Below are 12,611 nucleotides of genomic sequence, written 5' to 3'. Positions count from 1 at the left end.
ATGTATCTGCTATGTAAGGGAACAGCCGCCGGAGTCTTGTTCCCATGGCTCCAACCGCGCACTATATCTACCCCAACTCTGCCTGTATCAGAGTCTGCATCAGAGTCTATGGGGTAGGCACAAGGAGCACAGTCTAGCTTTTATGATCATCGTCTGTCTTAATCTGATCTTAACCCAACCTTAACTAACTGCCTAGGCCACTACAATAAACGACACATCAGCCTCCATTGCTGACGAAGCTCAAGGGGACATGTTGATGGACTTCCAACGAACTGAGACTCCCCAGACTAAAAACCGGGGAGTCTCAAAGATGGGGCACTGTGCGCTTAGCAACTGTGCGCTTAGTAAGACTTGGAGTAGGGGGCAAGGCATCACGCCTACTCCACTACGCCTACTCCAGGAGTGAACGATGGATTGGATTGGGAGGATTAGAGCTGCATCAGGTGACGGCGGCGTTCGAGCACCTTGCTGGGATCAATTTGGGTGACGGCTTTGTGGAGCGGTAGGGTACGGACTGATTGATCAAACACATTGACTTGATACACCTGATGATGATCCACATCAACGCCTGTGAGCCAGCCGCTCTTGGGATGGTAGGCTCCGGTATCAATATCCAGCCAGCCTTGCCCTTGGGCTAATTCACCAGGATTCACCCCCGGCAGCGTAAAGGTGATGGTATGACCAATAATGATCAGCTTGTCTTCAAAGTAGGGCTGGGTCATGCTGTGGAAGCGTTCGCGGATCCAGCATAGTTCTTGGGTGGTTTGTTCAGACACCGGCAGCCCTGGATGGATGCCAGCGTGGGCCAGCCAGATATCCCCTAGATCGAGGTGAGTGGGGAGGGTGCGAATCCAATTGCGGTGTTCGAGCAGATGATCGACACTTTTGTAGCTAGAAACGGTGGACTGACCGCCGCTATAGAGCCATGCTTGCAGAGCGGGAGGGTGAACGCCTTCTTCGATCAGCGCTTCGAGTAAGAGGTGTTCGTGGTTGCCCATAATGCAGGTGTAGCTGTTCTCCTTGACGAACTCCACCACGTCACAGCTTTTGGGCCCACGGTCAATGAGGTCTCCGAGGAAGTAGATCTGGTCGTCGGAGGCGGGAGCGATCGCATCAAAAAGGGCCATTAGCCCATCATAATGACCATGAACATCTCCGATAAAAATTCGACGACCACTAGACACAGTTTTTAAATCCTTCCTAGGTGCAGATGAATGGCATGACCGGTAGATGGAATAGGAGACTGGTTGCACCAACAGTGGAGGGGGTTAAGATGCATAGGGCAGTCTTTCTTTAATGCTAACGCGTTCCTTCTATCTTGCGCGATCGCCCCTCGTCTCGCGTGAAAGAAGCGTATGGAAGTGATAAAGGAATGATGAATAAACAGCCTTGCAGGAGGCTCTCAGGATAGACATTGGACGTCATGGTACCCTTGGTCGCCCCGATCTGCTGCGCGTCATGAACCGACTTCTAGCCTAACCGCTGAAGCGCGATCGCTGGTTCCTCTTCTCTTAAAGTTTCCTTAAAGTTTTGGTTGGGATGTGGGCAGATGGCTGGATAGTTGCTGCTGGACTGAGGAGCCCCATGCCCAAGTCGTGTGACCAACCATGTTGGGATTACCCCACTCTTGATAGAGTGATTGAAGCCAACTCTCGCCTAGGTAGCACCAGGCAACAAGCAGTTAGGAGCAGACAACGATGGCGATTATTGATTCAAACGGGCGATTATTTGGGAAGGTGAGCATCCTCGATATTGGTGCCGCCGTGATTATTTTGCTGGTGCTGGCCGGCGTGTTTCTCTTTCCCGGCACATCGGGCTCCGTGGCGCAATTGGGCGTCACCACGCGGCCTGTGGAAGTGGATTTGATGGTGCGTGGATTGACGGTGGCAGAACCCCAGGCCTTGGTCACCAGCATGCGTGAAGAGGGCCGCCTCAATATCATCATTCGCAATCAACCGGCGGGGTCGGTGGGGGTGAAGGAGATTCAAGAATTGCCGCGATCGGTGGCGGTGCCCCAACCCGATGGTTCTGTGACGGCATTCCCCGATCCGCGGCCGGAATTGGGCTTTACGTTAGACATGCTGGTGACCTTGGCAGACGAAGCTCAGATTACGGACGGGGGGCCTATTTTTGGCAACAACAAGGTCAAAATTGGTACCCAGATTGAAGTGGAGGGGTTGACCTATCGCTTTAATACGTCGGTGGTGGGGGTGAGGATTTTGGAGGAATCCTAGGGGTGCGCCCTCATGATTCTGGGATGCCTCATGATTCTGGGATATTAGAGGTTTCTAAGACCTTGGCTGGTCGAGAGCGCTGATGCTTGCGCAGCGGCGGCGGTGTGGTGATCCGCTCTAGGACTAAAATACCCAGGTTGATGGCTAGGGCCAGGAGCGAGACAGCGATCGCTCCGGCCCAAATTTTGTCATAGCGTCCGGCTTGGGCAATGCCTTCAAACAGCAACACCCCCAGACCGCCAGATCCAAACTTGGCTCCGATGGTGGCGATGGCGATGGCAACAATGGCCGAGAGCCGTACCCCAGCTAAAAAGATCGGTAGCACTAGGGGCACCTGCACGCGCCACCAGCGTTGCCCCATGTCCATGCCCATGCCCTTCGCCGCTTCGATCAGGGCCGGATCAATGGACTGCAGGGCCACCGATAGATTGCGTACCAAAATCACCTGAATGTACAGCACCATGGCGGCAATCACCGACTGGGCATTGAGCCCCAGCAGCGGCACCAAGAGGATAATCAATGCCAAGCTGGGGATGGTGTAGATGATGCCGAGGGTGCCCATGACCGGCACGGTGAGCCAGCGACTGCGGGCAATCAACACCGAGAGCGGCACGGCAATCATAATGGCGATCGCTAGGGCTATGCCGGTCATTTGCAGATGCTGGAGCAGGTAGCCCCAGACCTGGCCTGGATTGTTCCACAAATAGTCCATAAACTAGTTGGCTAAACCTGAACGGCGGTAGCGGAGTCCCGAATATGTTCTAGGGTGAGCACGCCAATGGGTTTTCCTTGATCCAAGACGGTCAGTTGCGGCGCGCCGGTTTTGAGAATCAGCGACAGGGCATGGCGAAGGCTATCTTGGGGAGCGATCGCGGGTTGACCATTGTGGTGGTAATTATCGGGCGGCTGCACCATGGCGGTTTCCACCCGCAGCAGCCGCAGTTGGCGCACCATGTCATCCGCACCCATGAGATCATGCACGAAGCTATTCACAGGGCGAGTTAAAACGGCAAAGGGCGTGTCGTATTGCACAATCTTGCCCTCCTGCAGAATTAAGATGCGATCGGCTAACCGGAGGGCTTCTTCCACGTCGTGGGAGACAAACAGAATGGTTTTTTTGAGCTGCCGCTGGAGGCGAAGAATTTCATCCTGCAGACCAGCTCGGGTGATGGCATCAATGGCTCCAAAGGGTTCATCCATGAGCATCACCTGCGGATCGCCAGCCAAGGCCCGCGCCAGCCCCACCCGCTGCTGCTGCCCACCAGAGAGTTGGGAGGGATAGCGATCGCGATATTCTCCGGGAGTGAGGCTCACGAGGGCCAGCAGTTCATCAATGCGGGCTTGGATTTTGGGCTTGGGCCAGCCCAGGAGTTCTGGCACCACCGCCACGTTTTGGGCCACGGTCATATGGGGAAACAGCCCCGACTGCTGGATGACGTAGCCAATTTGCTGCCGCAGCTTCGAGACATTCATGCGGCGAATATCTCGACCGTAGAGCGTAATCGACCCTTGGCTGGGTTCATACAGACGGTTCACCATCTTCAGGAGAGTGGTTTTGCCACATCCCGACGGCCCGAGGATCACCACCAGTTCTCCCTCTTGCACCGTAAAGCTACAGTGGTTGACGGCAGGGCGGGATGCCTGGGGAAATTTCAGAAAAACCTGATCAAATTGAATTGCACTCACGGCTGCTGTGCCTCATGGTTAACCCCCAGGACGATCATCGGTGGCTAGTGTTTAGTGGCTAGTGTTGGCTGACTAGGATGGAGAACGGGTTGGATTGGCTGGCCTGCCAGGTCAGCAAGCTTGATGTCAGCAAGATTCTGAGTTTTGGCTCAACTATCGGCAGCAAGAATGCCTTGGCTGACCAGAAAATCTCGGGCCACATCCGAAGGCTCTCGCTGATTGCCGCTGACCTCGTAGTTGAGAGCTTGCATCACCTCATCCGTCAACAGGGGAGCGATCGCATTCAGAGCATCAGCAATGGCAGGATTAGCCTCTAAGACGTCTTGGCGCACCACTGGAGCAACTTGGTAGGGCGGGAATAGCTCTTGGTCATCCTCTAGCAAGACCAAATCAAAGGCGCTGATTTCGCCATCGGTACCAAAGGCTACAACCACATCCGCTTCACCGTCTACTAGTCCCTTATAGCGTAGACCAGAATCCACGGCCTTATACTCCTTGAGCGTGAAGTTACCGTAGGCGGCCTGAATTCCCGGTAGACCGTCTTCCCGAACTTCAAACTCAGGGGGCCCAATGAGAACCAAGTCGCTGGCCTGGGCAGCCATATCCGAGATGCTGGTAATGTTCAGCTCCTCTGCCTTAGTGCGGGTCATAGCCAGGGCTTGGGTGTTGTTCATCGGCGATGGATCAAGCCAGGTTAACTCAAACTGGCTTTCATATTCCGTGACCACAGTCTCGTAGACCGCTTGGCGATCGCTGCTGGACGGCAGTTTGAGCACTGTCAGCAAACCTGTGCCGGTATATTCCGGATAAAGGTCAATTTCGCCGCTGGTCAGAGCTGCCTGAGCCACCGGTGTGCCTCCTAGATTGAGCTTGCGTTCGACCTGAATATCAGCATTTTCTAGGGCTAGGGCATACATTTCTCCCAGGATAAACTGTTCAGTAAAATCTTTAGAACCCACGCGAATGGTCGCTGTAGCTCCATCGGCAGGGGACTGGGAGGTGGTGGTGTTGCAGGCAATCACCAATAGGGCAACAACGGCAGCTAGGCATGTGAGAAGAAGTGAGCGACGGGTAGCTTTCATAAATCCTGGGGGATGAAGAACAGACAAACGACCTGATTACTTCAACATAATACTGGAGTCTGCCAAGGTTCTGGGGGATGGAGAACCTACCCTGTCCCCAAGGTGATCCGGGCGCTTCACCTAGCTGATACCAGTTTTGGCATTTGATATCGTTCCTATACTATGCGTGGGAATGCTCCCAGGGTTGCTCCTGCGCCCAGATCTTTAAGTCTTAAGAGTCGCAGAAGCGATCAAGACCGGTACGCGGGAGCGCTGGCACCATACGAAGCGACCAAAAGCTTGTCTTTTCCCTCCTTATGCTCATAAGATAGGAGACTTGAAGGGGAGTAGCTATTGGGGAGAAAAACCCCAAGCTCTCGAATCAACATACTGGTAATTCACCTGGTTCGAGATATCCTAGGGCGTGCTATCGAGCATGGCCTGCGATCAGCGAGACCTTCACTTAGTTCACAACATCTGTGAGCTTGGTGAAGCCTAGTCTCCTATCAAGCTCACAGCCACTACGAGAGGAGCTTGATAGATAGTGCTAGAAGCATTTACGGCTGGATTGTTATTGATTACGGTCTCCGAGTTGGGAGACAAGACATTTTTCATTGCGGTCATTTTGGCGATGAAGCACTCGCGGCGCTTGGTGTTTCTGGGCGCTTGGGGTGCCTTGGCTGCTATGACGGTGCTTTCCGTCTTGTTTGGGCAGGTGGTATCGCTCTTGCCTCCCTCGCTGGTGCGCTGGGCAGAGGTGCTGCTGTTTTTGGGCTTTGGGCTCAAGCTGTTGTATGACGCTTGGAGGATGAAGGCGATCGCTGATGGGTGTGAGGAGGGAGAAGCGATGGAGGCGGTGGCTCGGGCGGAATCCAATAGCCCTCCTAAGCCCAGTGTTCTAGCGATCGTCTTTGAGGTGTTCAGCCTAACGTTTCTTGCCGAATGGGGCGATCGCACCCAAATTGCTACTATTGCTCTCGCTGCTGCTAAGCATCCCTTGGGGGTGACGGTCGGGGCGATCCTCGGTCATGCCATCTGTACGGCGATCGCTGTCATTGGCGGACGGGCGATTTGCGGGCGGATTTCTGAGCGCACGGTCACCCTCTTGAGCGGCATCCTGTTCTTGATCTTTGCTGGAGTGGCCGCCACCCGCTTAGGGTAGTCCGTCCTTCGCCCCACCTCGTAGAATAGAAAGACTGGGTCTTGTCTCCTTGGGGACGATGCCCACCGTCCCTCCATTCCCGGTTGCTATGTCTGTTTCTTTGATCGATCGCCCATCTCCTCTACCGCCGCTGCTCGGTGCATCCTTACCAGAACTCACCGACTGGGTGGCCCAACACAATCAGCCGGCCTACCGAGCCAAGCAACTGCATCAATGGCTCTATCACCAAGGTGGGCGATCGCTGTCTGATCTGTCCGTATTTCCCAAACAATGGCGCAGTGAGCTGGCGGATATTCCCGTGGGGCGATCGCAGATCCACCATCGCTCGGCGGCTCCCGACGGGACGGTGAAGTACCTGTTGCGGATGGAGGACGGACAGATTATTGAAACCGTCGGCATTCCCTCGGGGAAGCGGCTGACGGTTTGCGTTTCATCCCAGGTGGGTTGCCCTATGGCTTGTGACTTTTGTGCCACGGGCAAGGGCGGCTTTCTGCGTAATCTGCATCGCCATGAAATTGTCGATCAGGTGCTGACGGTGCAGGAAGATTTTGAGCAACGGGTCAGCAATGTTGTCTTTATGGGCATGGGCGAGCCGTTGCTGAATGTGGATGTGGTGCTCGATAGCGTGCGATCGCTTAATGAAGACGTGGGAATTGGGCAGCGATCGCTCACCGTGTCTACCGTGGGCATTCCGGGGCGCATCCGCAGGTTGGCTGAGCAACGCCTGCAGGCAACGTTAGCCGTCAGCCTCCATGCCTCTAACCAAGCTCTGCGCGAAACGTTGATTCCCAGCGCTCGCCAATATCCCCTAGAGCAATTGCTCGATGAATGTCGCGACTATGTCGATAGCACCGGACGGCGGGTCACCTTCGAGTACATTTTGCTGGCAGAACTCAACGACTGCCACTCCCATGCCTTGGAATTGGCCAAGCATCTGCGCGGTTTCCAAACCCATGTCAACCTCATTCCCTACAATCCCATCCAGGAAGTAGACTACCAGCGCCCCAGCCCTCAACGCATCCAAGACTTCATGGATACGCTCAAGGCGCAGCACATTGCCGTCAGCGTCCGGCGATCGCGTGGTCTGGCGGCTGATGCGGCCTGCGGGCAACTGCGGGCCAATGCTGATTCTTCCACGAGCCCTAGCTAGGATGACGGAGTATCCAGCAACTGGCGAATGGTTTGCAGTTCTTGCAAGATGGCCCGCAGCAGATCGTGGGTGACATTGGGCGGCGCTTCTTGTACCTGAATGGTGACATTTTGCCGCAGCACATCCTTGGCAAAGCGGGCAACTTCGTTGGGATGGAACATCAGCGGGTCGTCCTTCGTCATGCGAAGTTCAGGATTTAGCCGGTTCGGGTCATAGGGCGGATTGAGGTCATTGGCATCCGTATTGGCATAGCGATAGACAGATGCCCGCGATCGCCCGATGGCCTGCTGTACCGCTTCGACCGGCATCAGTTGGGCTACATCGGGAGCATCGAGGGCTGAAGGTTCGGAGGTCAGGGGATCAAGGCTCATGAATTCCATCGCTGTTGTCGGATGGTTGCGCTGTAAATCCTAACCGGAAATCAGGAAAAATGGCGGCGATCGCCTGTTTTTTTTATGACCTGCCTTCATCGTGGCATCTACGGGCAGGCGGTTTGTCAACGAATCAAGACGGGGCGATGGGAATCTTTGGGGTTGAGTAGAGGCGTTAGGACAGGATCAACGTCTTGATGACGGCTGTTCATGGTGCCTGAGGGCGATCGCTGAACCCCGTTGGCGGACAACAGCGATCGCTCCCCAGATGCTTAGCTCACCTCAGCGATCGCTTCCTCATCGACCGGATTCGACTCGCCCAGCTCCGTGAGGAACTGCAGCGCTTGGGCGATATATTCGGCGCAGGTGCGGGGCGAACTATCGTAGAACGCTTGCCAGGCTTCCGCTTTGAATTCATCGTAGCGATCGCTATGGTCGGGATGATGGGTTAGCCAACCCAGGCGCACCGCATGACCGATGAGGACATCCATGACAATGTAGTCTTCAATCTGTAGATCTGGGTTTTCGTCAGCCAGAACGGCTAGTTCCATCAGCGCCTCGATGTTGACTTGGCGATATTCTGGAGCCTGGATCTTGTTGAGTAAATGCTCCACCCGCAGGGCGAAGTTCTTTTCCTCGGGCGTCATTTCTGACACAATCACTTCGCCATCGAGACGATTGCGCCGCTCTAACTTATCGCCAATCACCAAGCCGCGACAGTGGTGTAATACCTGCCATACGCCAGGATAAAATCCTTCTGGCACGCGGTTCAAAGAGCCGTCGAGCTGCCGCTGCCGTCGCCAGCTTTCCGGTGTAGGAATGCTGCTTTCTTCGGGTAAGACCACCCATTGAATGGCCTGTTGCTGACGGATATGTAAGGACTCCTGCTGCATCAGGGCTTTGTTATGTCCTTCATAGCCTGCCAGCACTTGGCGCAGGCGAGTTTTGATCTCAAAGGGACTAAGCTGCATCAGATGCTCGTAGGCTTCGTCTTGGGTGACATGGAGTTCCTGGGCTAGCTCCGTGGTGATTAGGAGGGTCAGATAACTTACGCGCAGGGTGAGAAAGCCTCGGAATACACTGGGGTCGGTTTTTAGCAGGATGCTGAGGTAAATCAGCATTTCTTGGGTGAGGGAGCGATCGCGAATATCCTCTCCACAGAAGTCCTGGATTTTGTGCATGATCTCTAGGTGAGACATGGGGCGATCGATCAGAGAAGCTTGGCTGAAGGCCTTGCCTACGGTAATTTGCTTTTGGCGCACTAGGATTTCCATCACCGCATCGGATAAACCAATGTCGATCTTATTGAGGAGTCCAGCGGCTTTGCGAATAATTGACCACAGCTCAAGCTGGGTGGCTTTTTCGTAGACTTCATCCAGCAAGTCTGCCACCGTTAGGGGGCGATCGCTTTCCCAGGGAAGTTCGTAGGTGAGTCCTTCTACTTCACAAAGGGTGTCTAGCAGCTCGATCTGTTCATAGAGGCTGGCGGATTGTTTTAAGCGATCTAGAATTGCTTCAGCTTCGGTTTCGCATTCCAGCAAAAACTCCTGGGGGCCGGTCAGCGGTTGGTTGACCGCTGGATCAAAGGGTAAGAATTGGGGTTTGGGGGGTACGGGGCGCACGGGGGCTTGGCTAAAGCGGAAGTCATGGACGAAATCAATGCGCTCTACCGCTGCTGTGGACATTAATTGATTCAGCGGCGCAACGCGCACGGAGACATCATCACAGCGGCCGCTCATCAATTCCTGAATCAATTGTAATAACGGCGATTCACCAATGGCGCTGGGCTGACCTACTTCAAACATACTGTGGGTCAGCAAAAGGGTGAGGGTGGGTCGTCCTAGCTGGCTCCAGTGGCGCTGAATATAGGCTAGTTCACCTTTGATTTGGGCAACCAGGAAATGGTAGTCGATGGTCAGATAAAACTGTTGCTGATCCAAAAATGAAGGTAAGAAAGCTATTGCATCACCATGGACGTAGAAGAGGCGTGATGTGGTCAGACTGCGCAAGCGACGCAGGGGACGTCCTGATAGCCCTAATACGTCGTTGCGGCCAATTTGGCTGTAGATAACGGCTAGCTCTGCGGCATGGCGAATTTGCACCGGCTCCACTTGGGTGGGTACCTGGGTGGGCACGCCATAGGTGGATAGCTGGGCCTGCAGGGCTTCATCTTCGGCAATCAGGGCAACTTGCACCAGCGGCGCTTGGGGAGCCTGGAGGGATAAATGCCGTCCTAGAGGATCGAGATCGCCCACGGCAATCAAATGGTCGGACAGCAGCAGCCCTAGGTAGTAGAGGCTCTGGGCCCAGACCAGCGGGACATTGTCATTGGGTTGGCGGGGTTGGCTGCCGGGGTCGTCGCGTTCGGCATCCAGATGCTCTTGGGGGACATAGTACAGTTCGGGAAGCAGCATCCGCCCATTCTGTTCCACCAGCACCGATTGCAGGCGCTGCTGATAGTCGTCGATCTGAGGGCGATCGCCCCGAAAGATCGCGTCGAGGAACAGGTAGGTGTAAAACAGCGGCCACTCGCATTCGATATGCTCAAACTGCTTGAGTTCAATGGGCTCATAGTGCAACCGCTGGCTGTCTTCAATCACCGTTTGGTGCCCATCCCGCAGGAAGCGCTTGCAGCCGTAGTTGCCCTGGAGTTTGTCCACTACGTTGCGGCGGGTGCGATCGACCAAGTTGGGGTTATCAATGGCGAAGGCGGGGAAGCCGATGACGCTCAGCAGGGCCGCATCCACTTCCTTGGAGCCGGATTCCCTGGGCAGTAGGGATTCTAGGGTGCTGCGGGTGCGGGCAATCTCATCGGGCAGCACGTGGATGACGGAGGACTGATCGCCCTCGATGCCAAAAAGGTTGATGCCGTTCATCGCTTCAAGGGCCGCCTTGGCCATGCCGATGGAGCTGGCATTCAGCTCTGGGTCACCATGGTTAATCTTGTTGCCCCGTTCCCAGATGCCATAGTCGGGGGTGCGGTAGGCGCGGCCGATGTAGTACACCAGATTTTGCACCACGTTGACTTCATCGAGGGTGTAGATAATGCGCAGACCGGACGCAGTCATCTGCGCCAACATCAGCAGGTAGATGGAGGTGGCATCAAGCTGTAGGTGTCCCCATTCATGATCGCCGACCACCGTTTCGCCGGTGCTGGTGCGGTACTTGGCATGGAGGGCATCCATGGGCGACTGGGTGGTCTTGAAGCGCTCAATTTTGTTGGACTGCTTCATCATGGAGGTCAGTAAGCCGCGCATCAGCTTGATGACACTGTGGTCTAGCTCATAGGCGCGCCCCTGATCGCGATCGCATTTGCGGTAGGCTAGCCCCAAACCCCATACAGCCAGAATGCTGTACACATTGTCGCGCACCCAGGCGTCAGTATAGTTGCCGTGGCTATTGATGGCGGTGCTGGCGGGCAGCAGGCCCGTAATCGGGTGCTGACGGTTTAAGATCACCGCTTTGATGTCTTGGTAGTAGGTATCGAGGCGATCGCGCAGTGCTCCTTGGGTGGTGGGGTAGGCAGCAGAATGGGCATGAGGCTGAGACATAGGCATCCAACTAAGCATCCAACAATGATGACGCAATGACGACGACGCAAACAGTGGAAGCGATCGCTCCTACCAGAATGCCCATCATCGTACCGTTGTGCAACATGATCAGATTGTTCAGCCAGCAGATCAACCGCTAAATCAACCCTTAAATCAATCCTTAAATCAATCCTTAAATCAACCCTTAGATCTGCCATTAGACAGTCATAGATGAGTCATTAGGCCGTCACCAGTTTTCGAGCAACCAGACAAAAGCGCTCCTGACCATTTTGTTTAAAGTAATGCATCCCTAGGGAAACAGCGATCGCTTGCTGGGTGACCGATTGATGCTCCATTTGCAGGGTGATAAAGCCCCAATCCCTTAGCTTTTGGCGATATCCAGACCACTGGTCGGGCGTTAGGGTGGGGGCGATGGTGTAGAGGCTGAGGGTGAGCAAATCGCTATAGGAATAGCCGAGGTGCTTGCAGGCTGGCTCGTTGCCATGGATGACTTGGGCTTGGTCATCACAAAATAGAACGTAGTCGCCAATTTGCGCCATCGCTAGCCGCATCAGCTCGGCTTGGTTTTGCTCGGTCTTAATACGCTGCAGTTCTTCCTCAAGCCGTACATTTTGCCCCCGCAGCCGCTGCTGAAGCTGGCGAATTTGCATTTGATTTTCAATGCGGGCGGCCACTTCTTCAATGCGAAAGGGTTTGGTAATGTAGTCGGCTCCGCCAGCTTGAAAGGCCTTAACCTTATCGAAGGTGTCGTCGATGGCGCTGACAAAAATGATGGGAATGTCGGCGGTTTCCACCTGGGACTTCAGCTCGCGGCAGACCTCATAGCCATCCATCCCCGGCATCATGATGTCCAGCAAGACCAGATCGGGCTTCGCCGTTTTCGCCGCCGTAATCGCCATGGAGCCGCTCACGGTACTGCGAATGTCATAGCCCTGCTTACTGAGGGTGGTCGATAGCAATCGCAAATTTTCAGGCTGATCATCCACCAGCAGCAATAGCCCTCGATGTTCAGGGCGATCTAGCCGAAACCCTAGCAGCCAAAAAATTTCCGACTGGGTTTGCTCTAGTTCTTGGCGATGGAGTCCGCCTTGGGTGGCGAGAGCCTGATGACAGGTGGCTAGGTGCTCGATGCTTTGAACAGCTTCCTTCAGCTCATCTGCCTCCAAATATAGGCTTCCCATCACCTCGTTGAGGTCAGAGAGGGGGTTGGCCTCCAGCCCAGCTCCGCTGGCTAAGACCGATCGCAGCTGATCAAGGTTTTGATGCAGCAAGCGACGGATGTAGTAGCTGGTTGTGGGGGACAACCGAGGCAAGGGGGGACGAGATGATTCAGGCATTCTGTTCACCGTTCATCCTGGTAGGGGGTGGTGTTGGTTGACAAGGTAGATTGACGGTC

Annotated in this window: 11 protein-coding genes; 3 read left to right on the top strand and 8 right to left on the bottom strand. The window is 54.8% G+C overall.

All coding sequences use genetic code 11. From position 1 onward, the window contains the following. Positions 1 to 428 precede the first annotated feature (428 nt). Positions 429 to 1,184, bottom strand: a complete 756-nt coding sequence (locus JUJ53_RS14500) for a metallophosphoesterase (protein ID WP_343327960.1) — start codon at positions 1,182 to 1,184, stop codon at positions 429 to 431. 513 nt (positions 1,185 to 1,697) lie between these two features. On the opposite strand from JUJ53_RS14500, the gene JUJ53_RS14495 reads away from it, so the two are divergent. Then, the gene (locus JUJ53_RS14495) at positions 1,698 to 2,234 is read left to right on the top strand and encodes a DUF4330 domain-containing protein (protein ID WP_204152740.1); all 537 of its coding nucleotides are present in this window, start codon (positions 1,698 to 1,700) and stop codon (positions 2,232 to 2,234) included. Between the two features lie 28 nt (positions 2,235 to 2,262). On the opposite strand, the gene JUJ53_RS14490 is transcribed toward JUJ53_RS14495, so the two are convergent. The 3 genes from JUJ53_RS14490 to JUJ53_RS14480 form a co-directional block, all read right to left on the bottom strand. Further along, the gene (locus JUJ53_RS14490) at positions 2,263 to 2,946 is read right to left on the bottom strand and encodes an ABC transporter permease (protein ID WP_204152739.1); all 684 of its coding nucleotides are present in this window, start codon (positions 2,944 to 2,946) and stop codon (positions 2,263 to 2,265) included. 11 nt (positions 2,947 to 2,957) lie between these two features. Then, positions 2,958 to 3,920, bottom strand: a complete 963-nt coding sequence (locus tag JUJ53_RS14485) for an ABC transporter ATP-binding protein (RefSeq protein ID WP_204152738.1) — start codon at positions 3,918 to 3,920, stop codon at positions 2,958 to 2,960. Between the two features lie 149 nt (positions 3,921 to 4,069). Further along, complete coding sequence (locus JUJ53_RS14480) at positions 4,070 to 5,002, bottom strand: glycine betaine ABC transporter substrate-binding protein (RefSeq protein ID WP_204152737.1); 933 nt, start codon at positions 5,000 to 5,002, stop codon at positions 4,070 to 4,072. Between the two features lie 523 nt (positions 5,003 to 5,525). Here JUJ53_RS14480 and JUJ53_RS14475 point away from each other — a divergent pair. Both JUJ53_RS14475 and rlmN read left to right on the top strand, forming a co-directional pair. Next, entirely contained in the window at positions 5,526 to 6,143 is a 618-nt protein-coding gene (locus JUJ53_RS14475) for a TMEM165/GDT1 family protein (RefSeq protein ID WP_204152736.1), read from the top strand. A gap of 88 nt (positions 6,144 to 6,231) precedes the next feature. Beyond that, positions 6,232 to 7,293: a 23S rRNA (adenine(2503)-C(2))-methyltransferase RlmN gene (gene rlmN, locus JUJ53_RS14470; RefSeq protein ID WP_239125072.1), complete on the top strand. Its 1,062-nt coding sequence runs from the start codon at positions 6,232 to 6,234 to the stop codon at positions 7,291 to 7,293. On the opposite strand, the gene JUJ53_RS14465 is transcribed toward rlmN, so the two are convergent. From JUJ53_RS14465 to JUJ53_RS14455, 4 genes are all read right to left on the bottom strand, one after another. Continuing rightward, complete coding sequence (locus JUJ53_RS14465; protein WP_204152735.1) at positions 7,290 to 7,664, bottom strand: resolvase; 375 nt, start codon at positions 7,662 to 7,664, stop codon at positions 7,290 to 7,292. The genes rlmN and JUJ53_RS14465 overlap by 4 nt on opposite strands. 125 nt (positions 7,665 to 7,789) lie before the next feature. Further along, a complete protein-coding gene (locus JUJ53_RS25135) occupies positions 7,790 to 7,915 on the bottom strand; it encodes a hypothetical protein (RefSeq protein WP_275415772.1) in 126 nt (41 codons plus the stop codon). Positions 7,916 to 7,936: 21 nt separating this feature from the next. Then, the gene (locus JUJ53_RS14460; RefSeq protein WP_204152734.1) at positions 7,937 to 11,215 is read right to left on the bottom strand and encodes a glycoside hydrolase family 15 protein; all 3,279 of its coding nucleotides are present in this window, start codon (positions 11,213 to 11,215) and stop codon (positions 7,937 to 7,939) included. Between the two features lie 218 nt (positions 11,216 to 11,433). Further along, a complete protein-coding gene (locus JUJ53_RS14455) occupies positions 11,434 to 12,552 on the bottom strand; it encodes a response regulator (RefSeq protein ID WP_204152733.1) in 1,119 nt (372 codons plus the stop codon). Positions 12,553 to 12,611: the final 59 nt, after the last annotated feature.

This window comes from Leptolyngbya sp. CCY15150 (genome assembly GCF_016888135.1).
Taxonomy (GTDB): domain Bacteria; phylum Cyanobacteriota; class Cyanobacteriia; order RECH01; family RECH01; genus RECH01.
The sequence above is the reverse complement of the archived record's forward strand: the minus strand, read 5'-3'. Positions and strand labels throughout refer to the sequence as shown.